This window comes from Mesorhizobium sp. B2-1-3A (genome assembly GCF_006442655.1).
GTDB lineage: Bacteria > Pseudomonadota > Alphaproteobacteria > Rhizobiales > Rhizobiaceae > Mesorhizobium.
On the sequence record NZ_VFWK01000007.1, the window covers coordinates 140730 to 164006 of the forward strand.

The window sequence follows — 23277 nt, forward strand, 5'->3', positions numbered from 1 at the left end:
CGCAATCATTCTTCCCGCGATGGCCAACCGAAATCCCGGTCTGGCGTGAGCCCGCCGGATTCCGTTCATGCCCCTGCAGATCGTCCACCATCCTGACTACGACGCCGGCTTCGCTGCCAACCATCGCTTCCCGATGAGCAAGTATCCGCTCCTGATGGAGGCCTTGCGGGCACGCGGCCTGGCCGGACCCGACGCGCTCAACACCGCTGACCCGGCACCGGCGTCATGGCTGAAGCTTGCCCATGCGGCCGACTATGTCGACCAGGTCATCGGCTGTTCGGTGCCGGAAAAAATCGAGCGTGAGATCGGTTTTCCGGTCGGCCCGCGCGTTTCGCTCCGCGCGCAGCTTGCCGCCGGCGGCACGGTGTTGGCTGCACGACTTGCCTTGCGCCACGGCATTGCCTGCAACACCGCCGGCGGCAGCCATCATGCGCGGCGCGCGCAAGGTGCCGGCTTCTGCACCTTCAACGACGTCGCCGTCGCTTCGCTGGTGTTGCTCACACAGGGTGCGGCACAAAACATCCTGGTCGTCGATCTCGATGTGCATCAGGGCGACGGCACCGCGGATATTCTGGGCAACGAGCCACGCGTGTTCACCTTTTCCATGCATGGCGAGCGCAACTACCCCGTGCGCAAGATCGCTTCCGATCTCGACATTGCACTGCCCGACGGCACGGGTGATGCCGCCTATCTCGAAAGGCTGGCCACGATCCTGCCGGAGCTCTCGGCCCAGCTGCGCTGGGACATCGTTTTCTACAATGCCGGTGTCGATGTCCATGCCGAGGACCGGCTCGGCAGGCTGGCGCTTTCCAATGACGGCCTGCGCGCCCGCGACAAGATGGTCATCGGCCACTTTCTCGCGCAAGGCATTCCGGTCTGCGGCGTCATCGGCGGCGGCTATTCCACGGACGTGCCGGCGCTTGCCGCACGGCATGCCCTGCTGTTCGAGGTCGCCTCGGCTTACGCCTAGCCCTCTGTTTTAATGCAATTCCGAACGGAAAACCGTTTCACACTTTTCCTGGAATTGCTCCAAGTCACTTCCGGTAGTTGGCGATCCTGAGCAAGATGAAGGCCGGCACGACGATCGCGGCACCGAGCAGGATGTAGCCAAGGAAGCGGTCGATGGCGTGGAAGCCCAGGTTCCAGAGGTCGATGAAAAATTTCTGGATGCCGTAGAACACATCCATCGGCGACCAGCCGAAGGCATTCATGACAAGGCCAACGAGGAACGACACCACCAGCAGCTTCAGGATCACCCTGAGCGGCGAGTCGCCGAGAAAGCGCGTCAGTGCGGACAAGGCCGTCTCCCGATTGAGATGCCCGGACTCATGGGCACGGCCCAGAGATACGTGCTTGGCGGCCATCCATCAAGCCAGCGCGGTCTGTGCGCCGAACCGGGTGCGTCAAGCCGGCATCCGTTGCTAGCTTCCGACGGCCGCGGAAAATCCGCACCGCTGCAGCATCTGGCCTCGCGGTGAACCAGGCCGTGGGGCTTGCGAAAGTCCGCAGTTCTTAAATATCGGTAAACGAGATCGCTTTAATTTGTTGAAAATAAAGCACAAAATCGTCATTTTCGAATTTTGCGCAATGTGGGTGCAATTTTCACCTGCGAGACATCAGGCGTCTTTCAGGTGACTGGTTGCGCTGCGCTCTGACCCCCCTACCAAAGCTGGCGAACGCCAGTTTCAGGACCGTGCAACAGTCCCTGGAAGACACCAAATCGGAGCCCGACCGCCCCAGAGGTCACGCTCCCCGGGAGTTAACCTGCGTACCGATTTGCCGGATGCGCGTTTGTGTTGGAGTAATGCTCGTGTCCTCTCAAGCAAAGATCGTCCTGACGGCCGGTGTCCTTGGCATCTGCCTTCTCGGGCCGGCGATGGCCGCCGACCTTTCACCCACCTACAATGATCCCCCCGCCTTCCAGTGGAGCGGCGCCTATGTCGGCGTCCATGGCGGCACGGCATTCACGAAGATGCCCAATCCGTTCGCCGACCGAAATGGCTTCAGCGGCGGCGTTCAGGCCGGCTACAACCAGCAGATGGGTCCCGCGGTTCTCGGCGCCGAGATCGAAGGCTCGTATCTCGGCGGCGCCGAACACGACGTCCAGGGCGGCAAGATCAAGGAGAAATGGCGCGGCGCCGCCAAGGCCAAGGCAGGCGTGAGCTTCGACCAGACGCTGCTGTTTGGCACCGGCGGCGTTGCCCTGACCAAATTCGACAAGGGCGACAACGTCAGCAGCGCCGACGGATGGAAGGTCGGTTATCTCCTCGGCGCCGGCATCGAGCAGGGCTTTGCCGGCGGACTGTCCGCCAAGGTCGAGTACGACTATGTCCGCACCCCGGGCGTCGAGACGACATCGGCTCTCGGCACGTCCAAGACGACGATCGGCAGCCATGAACTGAAGGCCGGCATCAACTACCGGTTCTAGAGCGGGCGAATTGGATTGCGCGGTGGCCGCAGGGGCATCGCGCAATCCCTGTGTTTCGATGCGCGCCGGTACCCCGGATGGCCCGGCCTTTTTCGACAATGGATCCATTTCCGCGCTTCGTTGCAATGTCGATGCAATCTTCGCGATCTAGGTCCCGCGCGTAACTTTCATGATGGGAATCTGTTCCGATATGTCCACGCGTGGCGCCGGCCTCCCGATACGGGCTCCGAAGATAGTCTTCATCGCAATCGCGCTAGCGCTGGCGGGCTGCGCCTCCGACATCATGAAGAATTATGTCGGGCAGCCCATCGAATCGGTCATCCTGGATTACGGCCCGCCAACCGCTGTCGTCGATCTTGGCCAGGGCGAGCGAGCCTATCAGTGGCGCAAGGTTTCGACGTCGGCGGTTTCCGGGACATCGAGCGGCGAGGTTCGCCACACAAAACACGGAACCGTCTATGAAGAGACCGAGACGCCCGGCTATATCGAGCGTCAGGAATGCTTCTACACATTCTACGCCCGCGCTTCCGGCGGCCGCTGGTTCATCACCAATTTCCGCCAGCCCAAGCTGGAATGCGAATGAATTGCCGCGGCCGCAGATCCCGACCGGCCGCGGACAGAGGAGAATATTCATGCGCGTCCTGTTGATCGAGGACGAACCGGAAATGGCCTCCGTGCTGAAGGCCGCGCTCGAGCGTCTGGACATCATCGTCGACCATGCCGCGACATTGGCCGATGCCGAGGCGGTGGCGCGTCTGGGCTATCACGACGCCGTGGTGCTGGACCGCCGGCTGCCGGATGGCGACGGTCTCAGCCTCATACCGCGCCTGCGTGCCTTGCACCTGGATGTGCCTGTCATCGCGCTGACGGCGATGAGCGGGTTGGACGACCGGGTCGCCGGGCTCGATGCCGGCGCCGACGACTACATGGTCAAGCCCTTCGCCACGGTGGAACTGGTCGCGCGGCTTCATGCCCTGCACCGGCGCGCGTTCACCTCGCGGGCCAACCAGACGATGGTCGGCCGCCTCACCTATGATTTCCGTCATCGCGAGGCGCTGGTCGAGGACCAGGCGCTCGATCTGCCGCGGCGCGAAAGGCTGGTGCTCGAAACGCTGATCCGCCGGCCGGGCCGAACCATCATGCGCAGCACGCTGGAGGAGGCCGTCTACGCGCTGGACGACGAGATCGGCTCCAATGCGCTCGATGCGCACATTTCGCGGCTGCGCCGCAAGCTCGACGATGTCGCCGCCGGCATCGAGATCCGGGCGATCCGCAACCTCGGCTATCTCTTGCGGGCGGCCTTGTGAAGAAGGTCCGCACGCGCTCGCTGCAATGGATCCTGGTCCGGCGGCTGATCCTGCTGCAAGCGGCGACGCTGCTCATCTTCATCGTGCTTTGCGCGGCCGCGTTGTGGATCGCCAATCCGCGCCTGCTTATCGACAACGAGGCTGCCGTCGCGGCGGTAAAGGATGCCGTCGACCGAGACAAGGATGGCAGGCTGATCGTGCGTGAAACGGAGGAACTCACCGCGTTTCGCGAGGGCTTCCCCAATGTCTGGTACATCGTTCGCGATGGCAGTGGCGAGAGCGTGCGCTCCGGCAACATACCTGACATCTACACCAAAAGCTTCGGCGACCTGCTTGACGGGGCCGATCACGCCACGATCGGATTCTCCGACAAGGACATGCGGCCGGAAGCCTATATCGAAAACGCTTCGACCAGAGCTGGCACGGTGCAGATCGTCGCCGCGACACAGTCGTCGCGCCAGCAGACCGACGGGCTCGAAATCAACATTTCGGCCACCGTCGAAGTCGCTCGCAATCCCGACGGCAGCAGGAACTGGGAGCGCGCCCTGCCGGCACTCGCGGTCGTGATCGCGATCCTGCTTCTGCCGATCATCCTCGTCATGGGCGCGACGACGCTGGTGACGACGCCAGCAGTGGTGCGCCGATCCTTCGCCGGCCTTGTCGAAACGGTCCGCCAGGCCGCGCGCATCGACATCGGCACCCGCGCCATGCAGCTGCCGGTCAAGAACGTGCCACAGGAGATCGCGCCGCTGGTGCACGCCTTCAATGAGGCTTTGGCCCGGCTGGCGCAGGGTTATGATCGGCACAACCGCTTCCTCACCGACGCGGCGCATGAGCTGCGCACGCCGATCGCCATCCTGCGCACGCGCGCCGAACTCTTGAAGCAGGAGCCGCAAAGCACGCGACTGCTGCATGACATCGAGCGCCTGTCGCATATTGCGCAGCAACTGCTCGACCATCAGCTGCTCGACCGCCCGACGGACCAGCGCCAGATCGTCGACCTCCGCGACCTGGTCAGCCGGGTCGCCGCCGACTTCGCCCCGCTCGCCATCGAGGCCGGCTATGACCTTGCCTTCGAGCCGCCACCCGGCAAGGCCGAGGTGGAGGTTAATGTCCTGCAGATCGAGCGCGCGCTCGCCAACCTGGTGCGCAACGCCATCGAGCATGGCGGCGGCAGCGGCACGATCACGATCGCCATCGACGCGACCGGAGGCATCGAGGTGCGCGACGAGGGTCCGGGCATTCCCGCGGAAGAGCGCGGGAACGTGTTCGAGCCCTTCTACCGCTTGCAGCCGCAGTCGCGCGGGGCGGGGCTGGGACTGAATCTTGCCCGGCAGATCGCGCTGCTGCATGACGGCACGATCCGGATCCTGGCGGGTTCATGGCGCGGCGCCCGCATCCGCATGGAGTTGCCGGTGCGTTCGTGACGGTGCCGAGATGCATGACGGTCGGCCGGCCAATGGCAGTTCTTCCCTCTGATTTATCTGTTTTCTAACCAATTGCCGCTATTGCCATTGCAAGAGCGGGAGCCAGGCTTTGGTGGGAACGGGAAAAATCGGCGCGCACCGCGCGCTCATGCTGTCGGTTGTCGTGCCATGCTATAACGAGCGCGATGGCGTGGCCGAGCTTCACCGACGCGTCAGCGCCGCATGCCTTGAGCAGAACGCTTCCTACGAGATCGTGCTCGTCATCGACGGCGCGACCGACGGCACCCGCGAAGCCATTTTCGAACTGGCCGAAAAGGACGACCATGTCGTCGCCATCGACCTTGCCCGCAACTACGGCCATCAGATCGCGCTCAGCGCCGGGCTGGAATTCTGTCGCGGCGAGCGCATTCTCATTCTCGACGCCGACCTTCAGGATCCGCCCGAACTGCTCAGCGCGATGATGGCCAAGATGGATGAAGGCTTCGACGTCGTCTACGGCCAGAGGGTGAAGCGCGACGGCGAAAGCTGGTTCAAGCGGGCTTCGGCCTCGATGTTCTACCGATTGCTCGGCCGGATGGTCGATGTCGAGATCGCGTCGGACTCCGGAGACTTCCGGCTGATGAGCCGCCGTGCGCTCGATCATCTGAACGCGATGCCCGAACGCTACAGGTTCATTCGCGGCATGGTGAGTTGGATCGGCCTGAACCAGGTCGCCTTTCCATACGAGCGGCACCGGCGTTTTGCCGGCACCACGCACTACCCGCTGAAGAAGATGGTTCTTCTGGCGGTCGACGCGATGACCAGCTTTTCGATCCTGCCTTTGCGGTTTGCCTCGCTGCTGGGGATGATGTTCGGCTTGCTCGGCATGGTCGTGCTTGGCTATACGCTGTTCGAATGGTCCAGGGGCAACGTCGTGCCCGGCTGGACGAGCCTTGCCGCGATCATGCTGATCATGGGCAGCGTCCAGCTTCTGGTGCTTGGCATCTTCGGCGAATATCTCGGCCGCATGTACATGGAGACGAAGCGGCGGCCGCTGTACTTCGTCAATGAGATCGTTTCGCGCGACCAGCCCACCAGGGACAGCGACCTACCCATCCATCGCCTGCAGGAGATGGCGAAAGGGTCGCGCCTGGCTGAGGCGAAGGTCGACCGGATGCAACCGAAACGGCGTGGGCGGCATGCGGTCGGCTCTTCCATCTGATGTCTCGCGGATGCTGCGCTTTGGCGCTGTCGGGCTTCTCAACACGGCGCTCGGATATACGCTGATCCTGGCCGGGCTGGCGCTGGGCCTCGGCGATATCGTTTCCAATGCGGCAGGCTATGCCGCTGGCCTCACCCTTGGCTTCTTTCTCAATCGCCGCTGGACGTTCGGACGTGCAGGCGGCTTTCGCCCCGGCGCGGTTGCTCGATACGCGATGACCTTCGTCGTTGCCTACGGCGCCAATCTGGGCATCGTCATTGCCGCCATGTCAGCCGGCTTCATCGAGAACCCGTTCGTCCACCTGGCGGGAAACTGCCTCTACTCGGTCATCTTCTATCTCGGCTCGGCCCGGTTCGTCTTCGTCGGCGCGGATGATCCTGACGCCTTCGCCGCGACGAGCGCGAAATGGCCCGGGAGCCGTGACATGAACCAGGCCGCAGCAGTCGTGACGGCGACCCCGTCACCCGGAGCCGCAACATGAGCCAGGCCGCTGCAATCGCCACGGCAACGCCTTCGCTGGGCGACGCGCAACGCATCAGGCTGATATTCTGCCTTCTGTGCGCCTGCATCGTGGCTTGTGTGCTCAGCGCCCTTGCCAGCGCGATCCTGCAGGATCCCGACAATTGGTGGCAAGTGAAAGTCGGCCTGGACTTCCTGGAACGCGGGACGTTTCCGCTTGTCGATCCCTATTCCTATACGTTCGGCGGCCAGCCCTGGATCGCCAAGGAATGGCTGGGACAGGTCTTTCTGGCGCTTGCCTACCGCGCGGGCGGCTGGAATGGCGTCGTCGCACTGATCATCGCCACCGTCGGCCTGACGGTCTTCCTGATGGGATGGTTCCTCAGCGCATGGCTGAAGCCGATACTGGCGATAGGGCTGACCTTCGTGATGGCTTTCCTGATCGCCCCTATCTATACGGCACGCCCCCACGTCTTCACCTTGCCGATCATCGTCGCCTGGACGGCAATGCTGTTTGGCGCCGCGCGGGAAGAAAGGGCTCCACCCCTGTGGCTGCTCATACTTGTCGTCTTGTGGGCCAACCTGCACGCCACATTCACCCTGAGCTTCGTCATCGCCGCCTTTGCCGGGCTCGGTCTGCTGGCGCGCTCGGGCCTGTCGAAACCCGTTCTCCTGGCGAAATGGGTGGCTTTCGGCCTGCTCTGCCCAGTCGTGAGCCTGATGCATCCCTATGGCGTGAAAGCCATCCTGGCGACATTCACCGTGGCCTATGGCAACGAGGCGGTGCCACTCATCCTGGAGTGGCGGCCGTTCAATGCCCAGGAGCAGATCTTCGAGGAAGCGGTGATGCTGTTGGCGCTTTTCGGGCTTCTGGTGTCGAGGCTGCGGATCGGCTGGGCCAAGGCGCTATTCGTCGTCTTCGCCTTGCATGTCTATCTCACCCATCTGCGATTTGTATATCTGCCCTTCCTGCTGATTCCCTTGGTGATCGCCGTCGAGGTCGCACAGCAATACCCTTCGCTCTCAACCACGACCTGGCTGGTGGAAAAGCGTGACGGGCTGGAAAAATTCTTCGCCAACCGGTTCTACGCTGTCAGCGGCACCATGGCCGTCTTGCTGGTCGCGGCGGCCGCAATCCTCGGCAATGCCTACCAGGTGGCACCGAGCCCGAAGACATCCGCCAGCGGTGCCCTCGCATTCGCAGGGGAACACCACCTGTCGGGCAACGTGCTGAATTCCTATAATTTTGGCGGCACACTGATTTTTCACGGCATCAAGACTTACATCGACGGCAGGACAGACCAGCTGTTCCTGGGCGGTTTCACGAAAACCGACGACGCAACAGGGCGCAGCGACGGAAAACCACTGCTCGAGGCCCAGTTAAAGAAATACGCCATTGGCTGGGCACTGCTTACAGCCGACGACACCCGCATCCCCTTCTTCGCGGAGTTGGGCTGGAAGCGGGCCTATGCGGACGATTATGCCGTGATCTACCTGCCCGGCACCTGATCTACAGCGTCCCGAGGGGCCGGCGCAGCCGGCACCCAAACCCCGGCATTCGGCTTGACATGGATATTGCAGTGCAGCAAACTTATGCTGCAAGGCACAGTCCGTGAAAATCACGAGCCACGATTTTTTGTACGACGGGGACATCGCAGCATGAGGAGCATGTCAGGTTCCGAGGCACGAGCCACGGCGTACGGATCGGCCGAATGAACTACAGGCGCGATATCGATGGCCTGCGGGCCGTTGCGGTGCTGCCCGTCGTGCTCTTCCATTTCGGCGTGTCCGCCATTCCCGGCGGCTTCACCGGCGTCGACATCTTCTTCGTGATATCGGGCTATCTGATCAGCGGCAGCCTGCTCGACGATCTCGAGCGCGGCCAGTTCTCGATTGGCCGCTTCTACTGGCGCCGCGCACGGCGCATCCTGCCGGCGCTAACCTTCGTCATCCTGCTCGCGAGCATCGCCGCCTGGTTCATCCTTCTGCCGTCCGACCTTCACGAATACAGTCTCAGTGTGATCGCGGCCTCGACCTTCTGGTCGAACATTTATTTCTGGAAGACGACCAACTATTTCTCCATCGACGCGGAACTGCGGCCCCTGCTGCACACATGGTCGCTTTCGGTCGAGGAGCAGTATTATATCTTCGCGCCGATCCTTGTGTATCTGATCTACCGATACGCCTCGAAGCGCTGGCTGACGATATTGCTGCCGATTACCATCGGCAGTTTTGCCCTGGCGGTGATGGCAACCACGCTGGCGCCGACCGCCGGCTTCTACCTCCTGCCGACGCGCGTCTGGGAACTGGCGCTGGGCGCCATGCTGATGCTTAGAAAGCCCCCGGCACTTGCCAACCGTCCGCTGACGGAACTGATCGGCCTCGCCGGTTTTGGCCTGCTTGCATTCGGCTTTCTGACGATTTCGGAGAGCGACCCGTTTCCGGGCTACAATGCCCTGTTTCCCTGCATCGGGACGGCGCTGCTGATCTATGCGGGCCAGATCCACCCGGACAGACCTGTCCCTGTCGCCACCCGCGTGCTTCAGCTCACTCCACTGGTCTGGGTCGGCCTCATCTCCTATTCGCTCTACCTCGTTCACTGGCCGATCAATTCGTTCGTCCACTATCTCTCGCTGAAAGCCATCGGCGTGCCGACGATCATCGCAATGATCGTGGCGAGCGTCGCCCTGGCGACGTTCTCCTGGAAATATGTCGAGCAGCCGTTCCGCCGGAAAAGCACCTTCACGGCGCCGCTGCCCATCTTCGCCTTTTCGGCGACGGCGATCGTCCTTTTGTGCGTCGGCGGTTTGGCCGGTGCGCTCGGCAAGGGGTTTCCGCAACGGTTCCCGGACTTCTCGACGGAGCGAGTGCTGGTGGGTGACTGGCGCAATGGCGTCTGTTTCAACGAGGGCGCGAGCCGGATCGAGAACTGGAACCTCGCCGACTGCACCCGAACGCATGGCTTTCCAACCAATGTGCTGTTGTGGGGCGATTCCTTCGCCGCTCACTACGTATCGGGGCTGGAGGCGAACGCGCAGAAAATCCAGGCCAATGTCATCCAGTACACCTATGCCGGCTGCCCGCCCAACCTGAGCTACTTCTCCTATGCCCGGCCGGCCTGCACGCGCTTCAACGAACGGGCGCTGTCGATCATCCGCGATGCCAACATCCAGGCCGTGATCCTGAGTGGCCGGTGGACCGACTACCAGGCCAGAGGCTTCGACGGCCTGCAGAAGACGATCGACCGGCTCAACGGGATGGGCGTCAAGGTCTATGTCATCGGACAGTCTCCGGAATTCATCGCCGATGTGCAGAAAATCGCTTTCTTCGCACGGCGAGAGCACGTGGCGAACACATCCTGGCCGATGGCCATGGATCCGGACATCAACAAACAGGTGCTGCCTTTCGTCAAAGGGGCAACTTTCATCGATCCGCTGGCCTATCTGTGCGACGCGGCCGGCTGTTCCTACGCAGACGCCGGCACCAGGCAATTTCTCTACTTCGACTACGGTCATTTCTCTTCGGCAGGCGCGATACTCGCCATCTCGAAATACTGGCCGAGCTTTGCCGCCAGCAACAAGGTCGCGAAGGCAAAATAAAAACGCAGGTCCGCGCCGAGGGAACCGCTGGAGAGTGCGTTTCGAGAGCCGCTTTGCGATTGCCCGAAGGCCGAACCTCATGGTAACGAGGGCACGCGCGGGTATGATGTAATGGTAGCCTGTCAGCTTCCCAAGCTGAACGCGCGGGTTCGATTCCCGCTACCCGCTCCACTATATGCCACAAGGGTTTGCGCCTGATTTAGACATCGCTGAAAATCAGCGTTTTTACAGGCGTTTTTACAGGTCACGTTCTCTGTCTGGCCTCATTGAGTCGCTTGATCTTGTCCTTGATCGCAGCGGAGCGGCCGACATAACGGCGGATAATGCGCGAAACATTGTCCTCTTCCCACGACATGATCTCGGCGATTTCGCGCTCGGTCAGGCCGTTGATGTAGAACTTTGTCGCGGCGGTGCCGCGCAGGTCGTGGAAGTGCAGGTCGCACCCTTCCGGCCAGGCATCCTTCTTCGCCTGGATGAATGAACCGCCGAGGCCATCCTTGTTCCATGGCCGTCCCTTGCTCGATGTGAGGATCACCGGGGACTTGAAGGGGATTCGCTTCAGCAATGCGCGCAGATCATCATAGAGCGGAATGATGGCCTCGCGCCGGTGCCTGCTCTTGCCGGTGGTGACGATGATGGCGTCTTCACCGACATGCGACCAGGAGAGGCGCACCAGGTCGCCAGCCCGCAGGCCGGTGTGCGCGGCCAGGTCGATGGCGTGCTGGACCTCGACCGAGGCGTGCGGGCGGATGCGGGCCAGGTCGGCATCCGTCCAGATGATCTCGGAACGCGTGCCGCTGTAGAGCTGCTTGATGCCCTCGCACGGATTCAACGCGAGGCTTCCCCGGTCGACCTCGAACGACAGCAGGCGCGACAGCACCTGCATGCCGTAGTCAGCCGCACGCGGCGTCTCCTCGAACTTCGCGCGCCACGCACGGATCCTCGGCCTGATCTTTTCCGGCCGGTCGAACTGGCGCACGGACAGAGTGCCGAAATGGTCCGCGATGCGGTCGAGCCATGGACCCCAGTTGCGCCGCGTCGAATCCGCCAGTTTCTTATAGTCCGGGCTTGCCCGGTAGCGGATGACGCTGGCGCTGAACTTCGATGAGTCCGGCGCGCTGCGGCTTGCGATCGCCTCGTTGTAGGAAGCCTGGAAGGCTGGTGTTCCCGGTTCGCCTTTGACGGCAGGCCCGCCCCGCCACGCGTAGTAATAGGCCTTGCCGTTTGCCTTGACCGTGTGCAGGCCTTTCAATTCAACCATGACCATGTCTCGCGTCGAACTCCGCCAGTTCCTTGTCGAGGTCATTGTCATCCGAAGCGGCGGGCTTCGTAAAGTGCCAGCGGTGCGTGCCGTCGGGCAGCACTTCGAGCGAGGACGGCTCGACGCCCGCCTGCTTGAGTGCGGCAAGGGCGTTGACCAGGTCTGACGGGCGCAGGGCTGGGCGGCGGCTCATGGGTTGTGCTGCCGGTTGGCGACCTTCAGCAGAACGTCGGCGTGGCAAGGGGCGCCTGGCCTGCACCAGCAGGCAAGGTTCTTGCCGGTGAGCTCGCCGGCGTTGTCGGCGACGAACCGGCGTGTGCGCTCAAGCGCCTCGATGTCGGGATCGGTGCCGACGCGCAGAAGGCCGGCGAGCAAAGCCTTGTAGAGGTCGACGCAATAGGCCGCGTCGCCATGCTTTCCGACGACGAACGGATTTCCCCATGGCCCCGGCCGGGCCACGCTGACGGTGTTTTCGGGCATGCGCCAGCCCTTGCGGCGCGACAGTTGGATGCGAATTGGCTGGGTCAAAGCAGGCTCCCCTGCGCGGGGATGGGCTTTGCAGCCGTCGCGGCATTGAGATTGTCGCGCCATCTGAAGAAGCCGAGCGCGCCCTTGACCGGAATGAAATCAAGCAGCGGTTCCGGCTGGCGCAGAACGAAGCCGTAGCGGCCGAAGAACCACGGACTGGTGCTATCGGCGACACAATCGACGATCTCTACGGTCCCGACGATTCCGCCTCGCAGCAAGCCTTCGAACTCTGGCAACGCCAGACCCGGCGCGAACGGCCGGCGCAGGCTGATGTGATGCGCCGTGTCGAGGAAGTCCTCGTATTCGTCACGCGTCATGCCTTTCGACGCATGCAGGCAAACCCGTCCTCTGACCTTTGTCGGCCAGTCGCGGTTTTCAATGTCCTTGCCGGCGTGAAGGATCGCCCATGACCAAGGCTGGCGGACCGAGATCGCGAGTTCTGGAAGATCGATCAAAGCAGCCTCCTTTGCTTCCGCCCGGGCGCTGCGCAGTCCTGGCAGGTGTGGGTCCATTCGCCGGCGACCTTGGCTATGACGAAGCCTTCGCCGCGGGCGTCGGAAACCATCACGTCGAACTCGTCGGCCTGATAGGTGCGGCGCTGGGCAGCACCGCATTCGCAGACGATCTGTTGAAGACCGGCGTGCTTTTCGATGCTCATAGCGCCGGCACCTCGCGCATCTCGGGCATGCCATTGTGCTCGACGCCGTCGAGCAGCCGGCCGGCGGCTTTCTTGCCTACGTTTGCGATGAATTCGGCGCCGGCCTCGGGATAGAGTTCCTGCGCACGCGCCACATGCGGGTGCGCGGCCAGGCAGCGCCAGCCCGAGCGCGGGTTTCCGTAAGCCGCTTCAGGCGTTGACGGTGCCCACGCACCCCACTGCTTGAAAAAGAATGCCGTGCCGGCGGCGTTGCACTGGTCGCGGATCGATCGCGCCCATGCTGGATGCATGCCGCGTGCACCGGGCCCGCTCTCGCCGCCGACAATGATCCAGTCGAGCATTGTGCGTTCTTGGCCGGAACCGGAGATCGCGTCAGCGATCGCGTATCCGTCCAGCGCGTCGATAATTGTGTAGTGATCAGGCGAGACTCGGATACGTCGAAAGTTGATCTTGCCGAGCAGCGGCTCGGCGGAGACGAAGCGGATCGCCGCCGGCGTCGCCAGAAGATCGGGGATGCGCTCGTCGGCTTCCTGCTGCCGTTCGGCGGAGACGCCAAGCCAGACGTTCGGCAGTGGCCACTGATCGAGGTAGACGCGGGGACCAGGCGGTGCGTTCTTCTCATGCCGCGGGGCAGCAATCAGGACGATGCCGGGTTCAAGCTCGACGGTCATTTCGCAGACGAGCGTGTAGATGCGGCGCATGACGGTGCGATCGGTCAGATACTCCCGCATGCGCTTCGCGCGCTTGGTCAGCACCTGGAAGGTGTGCAGCGGCGCCAGCGCCATCACGGCGAAGACGCGGTCGATCCATTCGTCGGGCACGTCCTCGTGGAACAGGTCGCCCATGGAGTTGACGAAGATGCGGCGCGGGGCGCGCCAGGCAAGCGGCTGCAGCAGGGTCTTTTCCGGTGCCAGCGCCAGCTTGCCGGTCCACACGGTGGTGCCGTTCACCATCTTCGTGGTGCCGGCATAGTGCTTGGCGCCGCCCATTGCCTCGATGCGGCCGGCCATCTTCATGGCGTAGCAGTGCGTGCAGCCGGGCGAAACGATGGAGCAGCCTACGACGGGATTCCACGTCGCGTCGGTCCATTCGATGGGGGATTTGTCAGCCATTCGCCCAGCCCTCCAAGTCGTCGGCGTCGTCCAGAACGGCGTCGATCATCTTCTCGTCGCTGACCGTCTCGACGATGAGACGAGCCAAGCGGTTTGGGTGCATGTTTCGCTTCGCCGCGTGAGGACCCAAAGCGTTGAGAACGTCGATCGGAAACAAGACCGTCCGACATAGTTCTTCGAGCGGGCGCGGGGCACGCTTGGCACGACCTGCGGAATGCTCCAGCGCAGAGACGGTCGTGGTCTTTATCCCGATGCGGGCGGCGATTTCCGCCGTCGAAATGCCTTGCCGCCGCAATGCAAGAACGGCATCGGTCCGGCTCGGATAGCCTAGGGTCTTTATGCGGACACCCATCACCGCATCCCCGCATAAACCAGCCCTGCCCCGATCAGGGCGACGGCGATCATCAGGGCGAGCAGGATCCGGCGGGCGAACGGCGAGTCCTCGGGGGATTGCTGGGTGCAGTCGTCGCCACAGCCGCAGGTCGGCCAATTGTGGCAGACGATGCGCACCGCGCCGTCGCCCCCTGTGATGGCGATGCGTTCATAGTCGAGGGGGTGCACCATCAGCGCAGCCCCATCGCGGTCCAGACGAAGGCCAGCGCGAAGGTGGCCGACGAGGCGAACGCCAGCCTGATGCCGACGGAGGCCATGGCGGCGCAGATGCGGTCGGCCGTGGTTTCGAGGTCACGCAGGATCTCGGACGGCTTGCGGCCCGCCTGCAACTGGCGGGAAATCCAGTCGAAACGCTCGGGCGAGGTCTCGGATGCCGCGATCAGGCGGCTGGCGACGGTCCTGGCCATGGCCGTCAGCCCTGGTGCCGGACGGCGCGCGCCTTGGCGAGGTCCGAGGCCTCGGGGCCGTAGTCCTTGATCTGCGCCCGCGTAAAGTCGGAATGCTCGGCCAGGCTGTCGGCGGTGACGGCGGTGCCGTTCATGCCCATTTCCAGCATCTTGTCGGCCATGCGCTCGATGATGGATTGAGCGGTGAGGATGGCGGCGGGAACGGAAGGCGCCGGGCGCTGCTGTGTGGTGATCATGGATCTTGCCTCCATCGCAGGATTGCGATTGGAGGCGATATAAGCCATATCGGCTAATATCGTGTCAAGCAAAAGTTTAGCCAAAACGGCTATTGGCAATTCGACTTCCGAATCACACGATGTGTGCCTTCCTGGGGAGGGTGCATATGAGGTTGGAGAATTTCGCCGTCGCCTTTGAGACGCATGTGCTTGCGCGGCCATTGCCGGGCGCGCCACGCCAAGTGATGTTGCCCGACGTCGACGAGCCTATCGAACGCGATATCGAGCATCTTGGCGAAGCTGAAGGTCAATCCTTCATGATCGAGTATGTCGATTCGGGAGGGCGGCAGTCGTCACGGCGAATTTCGGTCTATGGCCTAGCTATGGGGAGCGCTGGAATTCCTCTTCTTACCGCGAGGTGTCACGAGCGAAAGGCAACGCGACAGTTTCGCGTCGATCGTATCCGGTGCTGCATCGATTATAGCGGCGAAATCCACGACGATGTCGCAACGTTTCTGTTCGACAACTTCGGAATGAGCTTGTCACTTGCCAGCCGAAAGGCGGATGCCGTTGCCGAAGCAAGGTGGAGAGACATCCTTAATCTGATCAGGGATGACGCCGTCGTGCTGGCGGCGATGTCGCAGTCCGACGGAACGGTACATTCAACGGAAGTCGATGTGGCGACACGTCATCTCGCTTCCGCGGTCGAGCGAACCGACATATTCCTTACGCCTGCCGAGATAGACCTTATTTCCGCGCATTTTCAACGCCTGAGGCCTTCCGGCCGGTCCATCGGCGCTTCTCTGGACAATATCGCTGGCCTTGGCGCCAGGCATGTGACACGCCTTTTACGTGCCGCGCTGGCTGTACTTGACGCAGATGGAAAGCGTCATTCAGCGGAAGTGGAACTTCTCAATAGGTTATGCGTGGAGCTTACAGGCGTGACAATCATTTGACGCCGAAGAGTTCGTTTGTGGGCAGAATCCTGTGGACGTGTTTCACGTATTTTTTCTTAAACGAAATCTTGGCCGGCGGATTGTACTGCCACAAATGATACGAGTCGGCATCTTCACTGTCGAAGCGTTTGACCCATGTCTCCGTTCCAGAATTGTCATGCAGCATCACCTGAATGACGACATGGTCGCCAGCGCGCACCCTCTGGTGCGGATGTAGATAGAGTACGTCACCGGGGAAATAGCGAGGCTCCATCGATTCCCCCTGCGTCTCTAGCGCATAGGCACCGATCACGTCGCGCAATGCCGGAGGGCACGGCACCTCGGTAATGGGATCGGACGTGATGGAGTGCGCACCTTGCAGAGACCCCGCCGCAAGGCCGTACAGCGGAATGTTGTCGTTCCCAGCCCGTCTGAGCTTGGCCGCCTTCTTTGGTGAGACGAACATTTCCGCAGGCTTGGGTGCGGGCAAAGGCGCCTCGCCAAACAATAACTCCTCGGGGATCGAAAGTGCCGAGGCCGCCGAAGCGCGCCACTCATCATCCAACTTGATCTTGCCTGACCGCAATTTGGAAATGGTAACAGGATGCGCTTTCATGCGCTCCGCCATTCCTTCATTTGTCAGGTTGCGCGCGTCCATCGCCTGACGGAATCGGCGCCGGTAGTGCTCAAACTTGTGCGCTAGATCGACCATTGCCGGGAAACTAGCCAAATTGGCTATGGTGGAAAGAGCCAATGCGGCTAAACTTTCTCTTGACATTATCTTAGCCATTATGGCTTACCTGTACGTATGCAACTTCGTGAATGGCGACTTGACCGAAAATTGGGCTTTGCTGAAACGGCGCGCGCTCTTGGGATAGAGGGCGTGAACCCTGGCGGAACGTTAGCGCGCATCGAGAATGGATCGCGGCAGCCTGACGCAGACATGATCGAGCGCATCGTCACGTTGACCGCTGGCGCCGTGACTGCGGCAGACATGCATGAGATTCGACTGGCATGGCTGAAGGATAATCGGCCTGAGAAGTTCAGCGCGCCCATGCCCTCGCCCCAGACAGGGGTTGCCGCATGATCAAGATGCGCATGGCCTCCCCTGCCCTCGCCGATCGTGGCGCGCGCCTTGCCGGCGTCGGCTTCACCGAACGCCTCGTGCCGCGCCAGGTCGGCGCCGTCGATTATGAATTCCCCACTGCGCAAGCCTCCCAAGCTGACGTCTCCCTGTGCGCAGAGCCTGCCGCGCCGTCCGTTCCCCTCCCGGACGGCGCGGCTTTTTCCCATTTCACCGGATCCTGTCCGGTGGCCCACCCCGCCAGACAGGACACCGCGCCGGCAGTTGCTGCCCCTTCCGCCGGCGCGGTCACCCATTCCAGCAATGCGATCCTGCTGCCCGACCATGTGATGGTCCTGGTGCGCGCTGTCGCCGCCTATGAGCGCTGCGGCAACGAACGCGCCGTGGCGATCGCGTTGACCGAATATGCCACGACGATCGGCGCCGGCGCCCTGGCGCGTGCCGTGGCCGACCTCGACGACGACCTGGCCGACGTGCCCGCGCATGCGCGGCAAGCGGCGAACCGATTCAGGAGCGGCGGACCATGAGGACATTTTGCTGCGGGCCTCCATAGCGGATTTCACGCCCGCTTTCTGACTCCAAAGACCCTTTCCCGCCACGGGAAACGACGCCGGGATTTCCCGGCGCGGGAAACCTTTTGTCGCGAGGGACAAATCATGGTGCCGAATGCCAATGCCCGCCACTTCCTGCTCAAGGCCAAGCAGCGCGACCTGATCGCCGCCGCCGGCGGCATCGAGCGCGCCGCCTCGGTCTGCTCCTACGGCAAGTCGACCGTGGGCCGCTGGGCCAATTCCGACAGTTCCGAGCTGATGCCGCTCGACGCCATCTTCGCGCTCGAGGAGGAAACCGGCCGCTTCGACATGAGCGAAGCGATCACCCAGGCGCGCGGGCGCAGCGTCGCGGAAGTCGAGGCGGTCGCCGCCAATGGCAGCGTGATGACCGCGCATGCCGAAGCGGTGGTGAGTATGGGCGACGTGATGACCGAGGGCGCGATCGCCTTCGCCGACGGCAAACTGACGCCCGCCGAAAGCGCCCAGATCGACCGCGCGCTGGCCAAGCTGCAGAACGCCGCCGCCGAATACCGCAAGGTGCTCGCCGGCGCCCGCGCCGCGGGCGGGCTCAAGGTCGTGGGAGGCGAGTGATGGCCAGTCTGGCTCTTCGCGATCCGGAAGAACGCGCCGACAGTTTCTACCGGTTCTCGGTCAAATGCGACCGGCTGACGAACCTCAAGATAGCAGCCGCCGCGCGCAAGGCCGGCATGAGCGTCAACAGCTTCGTGCAGCGGCATTTCGAGACCATCCTCGACGTCGCCCCCGCAAGCCTCGCGGCGCAACCCGCGCGGTTCGATGCGCCGAGCTTCGCCAAGCGCCACAACGTGACGATCCAGGCCGCGAACCTTTGGCTCTCGCTGTCGACGCATGCCCGCAACGGCCTTGTGCAGCGTTCGCTGAAGGATCTCGCCGCCGATGTCGGCGTGCCTCGCGTGGAACTCCTGATCGAACGTCTCGTCGCCGCCGGCACGATTGAAATCGTCGCTCCGTCGTCGGGCCTTCGCCCCGCGATCTACCGCGTCCCCGGCGAGGGTGAAGCCTCGCCACAACCCTCTGGAGAAAGCCCATGAGCCGCGTGCTCCGCACCTTCCGTGAAATGCTTGGCCTGCTGTCGCGTGGCGATTTCTCGCGCCATCTCGACCAGCAGCTAAACGAAGCGATTGCCGCTGTCGAAGCGTGCCCGGCTGACAAGTGCAAGGCCGAAATCACTGTCAAGATCACGCTCGACTACGAGCTTGGCCGCATCGACATCAAGGTCGAGTCTAAGTCGAAGCTGCCCGACACCGTCAAGTTCATGAAGACGCCTTTCTGGGCTGTCGACGGCCAGCTTTCGGTCGAGCACCCCAACCAGATCGACATGTTCCGCGCGCCGCGCGCGGCCGCCTCGCGCGACAGCGAGGATGAAGACGACGACGAGGAAGCCGCGGCGTCCTGACCAACTCCTCAATCCTTGAAAGGAAAATCCCATGCCCGATAAAGACACGTCCCTCGATGCGCACGGCATCGATCTGATCAAGACACTGGCCACCGAAGCTGTTGATCCGTTTCTCCTTCTGATCGACACCACCGGGCTTTCGGCTGGGCTGCCAACCAATCTGCCCGTTGCGTTCGACCGCAAGTCTCAGTCCTTCAAATCCGTCAAACCTCTGATCGAAGAATTTCGCCAGGCGCCTGACCGGCGCAAGGGCACCGCCACGGTCGAGACGCTGGCGAGCTTCATTGCGCTTGTCGACAGGCATAAGGATGAGGACTCCGTCCTCTTCGGCAAGACCGTGTGGCCGGACCCGAAGCTGACCGCCGTGCTCGATTATGACAGGGAAGGCGTGCCAGCGCGCAATCGCTCGCACCGCGTCGTCTATGCCTTTCCGCTGACCGAGGAATTCAAGGCCTGGGTCAACGGCAGCGCCAAGCCGATGGAACAGGATCTTTTCGCCGCCTTTCTCGAAGAGCATGCGGCGGAACTGGCGGCACCTTCCGATGGAGAGCGTTCGACCTATGAGCCTCTGTTCAAGGAGAAGTTCGCGACGCCGTCCGAGCTGATCGCGTTGTCGCGGCACCTGGAAGTGTTTGTCTCTGCCCGCGTCAAACAGGGCATCCGCCTGCAGACCGGAGAGCGGACGATCGAGTTTTCGGAGGAGCACAAGGACGCCAAGGGCGAGGTCGTGACCATTCCCGGCATCTTCATGGTGGCGCTGCCGGCCTTCGTCGACGGCGACGCCGTGCGCATCCCGGTCCGCCTGCGCTACCGTATCGTGTCTGGCGACGTGAAGTGGTTCTACCAGCTTTACCGCTGGGAATTCTTCCTGCGCGAACAGGTCGGCTATGACCTGAAGGAAGCTGCTGACAAAACGGGCCTGCCGGCCTTTGAAGGCGCACCGGAGGCCTGATGCCGAAGGCTGTCGCCATAGCCGATACGCAGTTGCCGTCTCTTGTGAAAGAGGCGGCAGCGGCGCTTTCGCGCGCAACGAGCGCCGCCGAGGTGCTGTCCGCGCGCGACATGGCGACGGCGACCTATGATGCGGCAAAGCGCACCGCCCGCCTGCAGAAGGCAAAGCGTGCGCATGATGAGCTGGTCGCCGCGACCTATCGCGTGCAGGCCGATTCACTCGAAATCGAAAGCCTGGCCAAGCGGCGGCTCGCCGATGAGTTCGATGCGGCACGGCCTGCCGAAGCGGCCAAGGGTGGCCGCCCGAAAACCGTTCCAGCCGGGAACGGTTTCACCGCAGCCGAAGCCGGATTGACCCGCAAGGAAATTTACGAGTCCCGCCAGATGCGCGCTGCGATCGATCAGGATCCGGGCATCGTCCGGCGGGCGCTCGACCAGATGCTTGCCGCCGGCAGGGAGCCGACACGGACGGCCTTGAAGCGGGCGACTACACCGAACCTGCGCGCCGCCGTCGGCACTGACTCGGCCACCGCCGCCGAGCGCGGCAACAATCTTTACGAGACGCCGCCGGAAGCGATGCGCACGCTGCTGTCGTTCATGCGCTTCTCGGCCAAGGTCTGGGAGCCGGCCTGCGGCAAGGGCGCGATCTCGCGCATGCTGGAAGATGCCGGCTATGAGGTCGAGCTTTCCGATCTCGTCGACTACGGCACGTCGGATCGCCATGGCGAGGTGCAGCGCGTCGAGGATTTTCTCATCTCGCCACCGCGTGCCTGGGATGCCGATCGTCCCGACATCGTCACCAACCCGCCCTATGGCGCCGACCTCAACGCCTTCGTCGCGCATGCGCTGCGCGCGCACCGGCCGCGCCGCATGGCGCTGCTCTTGAACCTCAATTTCCTGTGCGGCTTCGAGGACCCCGACCGCAATTTCGCCATGGATGAGCATCCGCCATGCGATGTCTACGTATTCACCCGGCGCCTGCCGATGATGCATCGCGACGGCTGGGCGGGAGAAATCGCTTCCAGCCGCATGAACACCGCCTGGTTCGTCTGGACGCTGGACGAGGCGACCGACAGTTATGACGCCGACGGCAAGCGCGGCACGCAGCTGGTGCGCGTCGACTGGAAGACGTTCGAGAACTCGATCCTGATCGGGCCTGATCCCGTAGCGAAAACCGGGGAGGAAGCGAACGGCGCGATAGCTGCCGCTTCCGGCGATCCGGCCAGTAGGGGCGACGATGTGGAGGACCGCCAGCGTCCCGCGTCGCCCGGCTTAACTGGCGGCCGCAAGCGTGGTGGCGGCGAACCTGTCTCCGCGGAGCAGGACCACGCGCCTTTGCCCAAGCGCAAGCGCAAGGCGGTGCCGGCATGACGCCCCAATTCGATCTTCCGCTTCAGGCTGTTCGTGCTGCGTCGAGACAAACCACCATGTTCATCGACGCGGGTGGCAAGGCTATCGGGGGCATCTACTGCAAAGACCATGTAGCGCTGGCCTGCGCTGCTGTTGCAGCGATCAACGCGCGCTCCGATCTCGCTGCCTTACTCATTCGGGTGCGACTTGAATACGGCAAAGACTTGCAGATCAGCGGCGAGACGCTGATCGAAATAGACAACGCCATCGCGGGCAAGGCGGTGCCGGCATGAGCGTGCGCATCCTCGAAGGCGATTGTCGCACCGTGCTCGCCGGCATGCCCGATGGCAGCATCAATTGTTGCGTGACGTCGCCGCCCTATTTCGGGCTGCGCGACTATGGCGTCGACGGCCAGATCGGGCTCGAGGAAACGCCGGATGCGTTCGTCGCCGAGATGGTGGCCGTGTTCCGCGAGGTGCGCCGCGTGCTGCGCGACGATGGCACGCTGTGGCTGAACCTCGGCGACAGCTACGCCGGATCATGGGGCGCGCAGGGACGCCAAGGCGAGACTGGCCAGATGGCAAGCCGGTCTGTCTCAAAGGTTCGCGGCCGCAGCAACATGTCGGCCGCGCAGATTTCAGCCCATCCGCAACGACTTTCCCAGACGGGCAGTATCAAGCAGCCAGGATTGAAGCCCAAAGACTTGATCGGCATCCCTTGGATGGTGGCCTTCGCGCTGCGCGCCGACGGCTGGTATCTGCGCCAGGATAATATCTGGCACAAGCCTAATCCGATGCCGGAGAGCGTCACGGACCGGTGCACGAAGGCGCACGAATATCTGTTCCTGCTCACTAAGAGCCAGCGATATTATTTCGATGCCGAGGCTATCGCGGAAGAGCGCACTTCCGATGAAGACAGCAGCACATTTCGCGGCGGCGCCTATGTTGGCGGCGCAATCGACAATGGCACGATGGGGAAGCGTGCCGTTCCCGGCAATGTCAAACGTCCGCAAGCGCAGCGCGCGGCTCAACTTGCCGAGCAACATGGCCTCACCGATGCCCATATCGCCGCCATCCGATCCGTCGGCATCACCGACACCGGAAAGGCCCGCGTCACGCAAGACGGCACAGGCAAGAACGATCCCGCCGTGCAGGCCTTGGCAGACGAGGCGAAGGCTGCGCTCGGCGGCTACTATCGCGAATTCCTGATTTCGACCAAGCGCAATAAGCGCTCGGTCTGGACCGTGGCGACGCAGCCCTTCAAGGAAGCGCATTTTGCGACGTTCCCGCCCAAACTGATCGAACCCTGCATCAAGGCTGGATGCCCTGCCGTCGGCACGGTCCTCGACCCCTTCGGCGGTGCCGGCACGACCGGCCTCGTCGCCGATCGGCTGCAGCGCGACGCCATCCTGATCGAACTCAACCCGGCCTATGCCGATATTGCGCGCCGGCGCATCGCGGCCGATGCCGGACTGTTCGGGGCAGTCGCATGACCCCCAAATACGATCCCGACAAGAACTCCGCCGGTTGCTACGCCGCCGCGATCGAGGCCAAGCGGCTGCGCGGCGACAAGCACTATCCGGAGGTGAAAGCGCGCGCGCCGGATGCTGAAACCGAACGCGAGATGAAGCGGCTGAAGCGCGCGCTGGACCGCAAGTTGCGTGAGACTGGCCATGGCTGACATCGCCTTCCTGCGCTTCGCCAATGCCTTTCAGGACCGGCTGAACGAACTCGGCTATTCGCTGCGCCGGGCGGAAGACCAGTGGCCCGACACGGACCGCGCGATGCTGTCGCGCGCCATCAACGGCAAGACGCTGTCGGCCGGCAATTTCCTGCTGCTGTGCGAGATGGCGGGGCTCGATCCCTATGCCTATCTGGAGCGCCCGCCGCACCGCCGCGTGACGCTGAAATCCATTGCAGATCAACTGGTTACACCAGTGGCCACACGTGAAACAGAGGGCGTTCGATGAGCGATTC

33 protein-coding genes and 1 tRNA gene are annotated in these 23277 nt (G+C 62.9%); 22 read left to right on the forward strand and 12 right to left on the reverse strand.

Annotated features, from left to right (window positions below; genetic code table 11):
* The first annotated feature begins 67 nt into the window (after window positions 1–67).
* Window positions 68–970: a histone deacetylase gene (locus FJ977_RS27730; protein ID WP_140775355.1), complete on the forward strand. Its 903-nt coding sequence runs from the start codon at window positions 68–70 to the stop codon at window positions 968–970.
* A 64-nt stretch (window positions 971–1034) separates the two neighbouring features.
* Here the strand turns inward: FJ977_RS27730 and FJ977_RS27735 are convergent, their stop codons facing one another.
* On the reverse strand, window positions 1035–1298 hold the full coding sequence (locus FJ977_RS27735; protein WP_027047739.1) for a DUF6460 domain-containing protein: 264 nt from the start codon (window positions 1296–1298) through the stop codon (window positions 1035–1037).
* A gap of 512 nt (window positions 1299–1810) precedes the next feature.
* Between FJ977_RS27735 and FJ977_RS27740 the strand changes: the two genes are divergently transcribed.
* The 9 genes from FJ977_RS27740 to FJ977_RS27780 all read left to right on the forward strand — a co-directional run bounded on the left by FJ977_RS27740 (window position 1811) and on the right by FJ977_RS27780 (window position 10592).
* Window positions 1811–2428: an outer membrane protein gene (locus tag FJ977_RS27740; RefSeq protein ID WP_140775356.1), complete on the forward strand. Its 618-nt coding sequence runs from the start codon at window positions 1811–1813 to the stop codon at window positions 2426–2428.
* A 190-nt stretch (window positions 2429–2618) separates the two neighbouring features.
* Entirely contained in the window at window positions 2619–3011 is a 393-nt protein-coding gene (locus FJ977_RS27745; protein ID WP_140775357.1) for a hypothetical protein, read from the forward strand.
* 49 nt (window positions 3012–3060) lie between these two features.
* Window positions 3061–3735 carry a response regulator transcription factor gene (locus FJ977_RS27750; protein ID WP_140775358.1) on the forward strand — a complete coding sequence of 225 codons (675 nt, stop codon included), beginning with the start codon at window positions 3061–3063 and terminating at the stop codon, window positions 3733–3735.
* Window positions 3732–5162 carry a HAMP domain-containing sensor histidine kinase gene (locus FJ977_RS27755; protein ID WP_140775359.1) on the forward strand — a complete coding sequence of 477 codons (1431 nt, stop codon included), beginning with the start codon at window positions 3732–3734 and terminating at the stop codon, window positions 5160–5162. Before FJ977_RS27750 ends, FJ977_RS27755 begins: the two co-directional genes overlap by 4 nt.
* A gap of 112 nt (window positions 5163–5274) precedes the next feature.
* Window positions 5275–6363 (forward strand): glycosyltransferase family 2 protein, encoded by a 1089-nt coding sequence (locus FJ977_RS27760; protein ID WP_246683359.1) that lies wholly within the window; start codon window positions 5275–5277, stop codon window positions 6361–6363.
* A 10-nt stretch (window positions 6364–6373) separates the two neighbouring features.
* Window positions 6374–6844 carry a GtrA family protein gene (locus FJ977_RS27765; RefSeq protein ID WP_246683360.1) on the forward strand — a complete coding sequence of 157 codons (471 nt, stop codon included), beginning with the start codon at window positions 6374–6376 and terminating at the stop codon, window positions 6842–6844.
* Window positions 6841–8331, forward strand: coding sequence for a hypothetical protein (locus FJ977_RS27770; RefSeq protein WP_140775361.1), 1491 nt, complete (start codon window positions 6841–6843; stop codon window positions 8329–8331). Before FJ977_RS27765 ends, FJ977_RS27770 begins: the two co-directional genes overlap by 4 nt.
* A 203-nt stretch (window positions 8332–8534) precedes the next feature.
* Window positions 8535–10421 carry an acyltransferase family protein gene (locus FJ977_RS27775; protein ID WP_140775362.1) on the forward strand — a complete coding sequence of 629 codons (1887 nt, stop codon included), beginning with the start codon at window positions 8535–8537 and terminating at the stop codon, window positions 10419–10421.
* Between the two features lie 97 nt (window positions 10422–10518).
* Window positions 10519–10592 (forward strand) — tRNA-Gly (locus FJ977_RS27780).
* 73 nt (window positions 10593–10665) lie between these two features.
* Here the strand turns inward: FJ977_RS27780 and FJ977_RS27785 are convergent.
* The 10 genes from FJ977_RS27785 to FJ977_RS27830 are packed head-to-tail and all read right to left on the reverse strand — an operon-like array spanning window position 10666 to window position 15016.
* Complete coding sequence (locus FJ977_RS27785) at window positions 10666–11688, reverse strand: site-specific integrase (RefSeq protein ID WP_140775363.1); 1023 nt, start codon at window positions 11686–11688, stop codon at window positions 10666–10668.
* Window positions 11675–11875 carry a hypothetical protein gene (locus FJ977_RS27790; protein ID WP_140775364.1) on the reverse strand — a complete coding sequence of 67 codons (201 nt, stop codon included), beginning with the start codon at window positions 11873–11875 and terminating at the stop codon, window positions 11675–11677. Before FJ977_RS27790 ends, FJ977_RS27785 begins: the two co-directional genes overlap by 14 nt.
* Window positions 11872–12210: a DUF4326 domain-containing protein gene (locus FJ977_RS27795; RefSeq protein WP_140775365.1), complete on the reverse strand. Its 339-nt coding sequence runs from the start codon at window positions 12208–12210 to the stop codon at window positions 11872–11874. The genes FJ977_RS27790 and FJ977_RS27795 overlap by 4 nt, the downstream gene beginning before the upstream one ends.
* Window positions 12207–12665 (reverse strand): ASCH domain-containing protein, encoded by a 459-nt coding sequence (locus FJ977_RS27800; protein WP_140775366.1) that lies wholly within the window; start codon window positions 12663–12665, stop codon window positions 12207–12209. Before FJ977_RS27800 ends, FJ977_RS27795 begins: the two co-directional genes overlap by 4 nt.
* On the reverse strand, window positions 12662–12868 hold the full coding sequence (locus FJ977_RS27805; RefSeq protein WP_140775367.1) for a hypothetical protein: 207 nt from the start codon (window positions 12866–12868) through the stop codon (window positions 12662–12664). Before FJ977_RS27805 ends, FJ977_RS27800 begins: the two co-directional genes overlap by 4 nt.
* Window positions 12865–13980 (reverse strand): phage Gp37/Gp68 family protein, encoded by a 1116-nt coding sequence (locus FJ977_RS27810; RefSeq protein WP_140775368.1) that lies wholly within the window; start codon window positions 13978–13980, stop codon window positions 12865–12867. The genes FJ977_RS27805 and FJ977_RS27810 overlap by 4 nt, the downstream gene beginning before the upstream one ends.
* Complete coding sequence (locus FJ977_RS27815; protein ID WP_140729891.1) at window positions 13973–14332, reverse strand: hypothetical protein; 360 nt, start codon at window positions 14330–14332, stop codon at window positions 13973–13975. The genes FJ977_RS27810 and FJ977_RS27815 overlap by 8 nt, the downstream gene beginning before the upstream one ends.
* On the reverse strand, window positions 14332–14544 hold the full coding sequence (locus FJ977_RS27820) for a hypothetical protein (RefSeq protein ID WP_140775369.1): 213 nt from the start codon (window positions 14542–14544) through the stop codon (window positions 14332–14334). The genes FJ977_RS27815 and FJ977_RS27820 overlap by 1 nt, the downstream gene beginning before the upstream one ends.
* Window positions 14544–14780: a hypothetical protein gene (locus FJ977_RS27825; RefSeq protein WP_140775370.1), complete on the reverse strand. Its 237-nt coding sequence runs from the start codon at window positions 14778–14780 to the stop codon at window positions 14544–14546. Before FJ977_RS27825 ends, FJ977_RS27820 begins: the two co-directional genes overlap by 1 nt.
* A gap of 5 nt (window positions 14781–14785) precedes the next feature.
* Window positions 14786–15016 carry a hypothetical protein gene (locus FJ977_RS27830; protein ID WP_140775371.1) on the reverse strand — a complete coding sequence of 77 codons (231 nt, stop codon included), beginning with the start codon at window positions 15014–15016 and terminating at the stop codon, window positions 14786–14788.
* A 146-nt stretch (window positions 15017–15162) separates the two neighbouring features.
* On the opposite strand from FJ977_RS27830, the gene FJ977_RS27835 reads away from it, so the two are divergent.
* Window positions 15163–15951, forward strand: a complete 789-nt coding sequence (locus tag FJ977_RS27835) for a WYL domain-containing protein (protein WP_181180091.1) — start codon at window positions 15163–15165, stop codon at window positions 15949–15951.
* Here FJ977_RS27835 and FJ977_RS27840 read toward each other — a convergent pair.
* Window positions 15944–16720, reverse strand: coding sequence for a S24 family peptidase (locus FJ977_RS27840; RefSeq protein WP_140775373.1), 777 nt, complete (start codon window positions 16718–16720; stop codon window positions 15944–15946). The two genes, FJ977_RS27835 and FJ977_RS27840, sit on opposite strands and share 8 nt — an antisense overlap.
* A gap of 18 nt (window positions 16721–16738) precedes the next feature.
* Between FJ977_RS27840 and FJ977_RS36810 the strand changes: the two genes are divergently transcribed.
* From FJ977_RS36810 to FJ977_RS27890, 11 genes are all read left to right on the forward strand, one after another.
* Window positions 16739–17017: a helix-turn-helix transcriptional regulator gene (locus tag FJ977_RS36810; RefSeq protein ID WP_348643234.1), complete on the forward strand. Its 279-nt coding sequence runs from the start codon at window positions 16739–16741 to the stop codon at window positions 17015–17017.
* Window positions 17014–17541, forward strand: a complete 528-nt coding sequence (locus tag FJ977_RS27845; RefSeq protein WP_140775374.1) for a hypothetical protein — start codon at window positions 17014–17016, stop codon at window positions 17539–17541. The genes FJ977_RS36810 and FJ977_RS27845 overlap by 4 nt, the downstream gene beginning before the upstream one ends.
* Before the next feature lie 129 nt (window positions 17542–17670).
* A complete protein-coding gene (locus FJ977_RS27850; RefSeq protein ID WP_140775375.1) occupies window positions 17671–18156 on the forward strand; it encodes a phage regulatory CII family protein in 486 nt (161 codons plus the stop codon).
* Window positions 18156–18635, forward strand: coding sequence for a hypothetical protein (locus FJ977_RS27855; protein WP_140775376.1), 480 nt, complete (start codon window positions 18156–18158; stop codon window positions 18633–18635). The genes FJ977_RS27850 and FJ977_RS27855 overlap by 1 nt, the downstream gene beginning before the upstream one ends.
* Complete coding sequence (locus FJ977_RS27860; RefSeq protein ID WP_140775377.1) at window positions 18632–19000, forward strand: hypothetical protein; 369 nt, start codon at window positions 18632–18634, stop codon at window positions 18998–19000. The genes FJ977_RS27855 and FJ977_RS27860 overlap by 4 nt, the downstream gene beginning before the upstream one ends.
* Window positions 19001–19031: 31 nt before the next feature.
* Complete coding sequence (locus tag FJ977_RS27865; RefSeq protein ID WP_140775378.1) at window positions 19032–19952, forward strand: DUF2303 family protein; 921 nt, start codon at window positions 19032–19034, stop codon at window positions 19950–19952.
* Window positions 19952–21322 carry an SAM-dependent methyltransferase gene (locus FJ977_RS35970; protein WP_181180092.1) on the forward strand — a complete coding sequence of 457 codons (1371 nt, stop codon included), beginning with the start codon at window positions 19952–19954 and terminating at the stop codon, window positions 21320–21322. Before FJ977_RS27865 ends, FJ977_RS35970 begins: the two co-directional genes overlap by 1 nt.
* Window positions 21319–21594: a hypothetical protein gene (locus FJ977_RS27875; RefSeq protein WP_140775379.1), complete on the forward strand. Its 276-nt coding sequence runs from the start codon at window positions 21319–21321 to the stop codon at window positions 21592–21594. Before FJ977_RS35970 ends, FJ977_RS27875 begins: the two co-directional genes overlap by 4 nt.
* Entirely contained in the window at window positions 21591–22793 is a 1203-nt protein-coding gene (locus tag FJ977_RS27880) for a site-specific DNA-methyltransferase (RefSeq protein WP_140775380.1), read from the forward strand. The genes FJ977_RS27875 and FJ977_RS27880 overlap by 4 nt, the downstream gene beginning before the upstream one ends.
* Complete coding sequence (locus tag FJ977_RS27885; protein ID WP_140775381.1) at window positions 22790–22981, forward strand: hypothetical protein; 192 nt, start codon at window positions 22790–22792, stop codon at window positions 22979–22981. The genes FJ977_RS27880 and FJ977_RS27885 overlap by 4 nt, the downstream gene beginning before the upstream one ends.
* Window positions 22974–23270: a hypothetical protein gene (locus FJ977_RS27890; RefSeq protein WP_140775382.1), complete on the forward strand. Its 297-nt coding sequence runs from the start codon at window positions 22974–22976 to the stop codon at window positions 23268–23270. The genes FJ977_RS27885 and FJ977_RS27890 overlap by 8 nt, the downstream gene beginning before the upstream one ends.
* The last annotated feature ends 7 nt before the right edge of the window (window positions 23271–23277 follow it).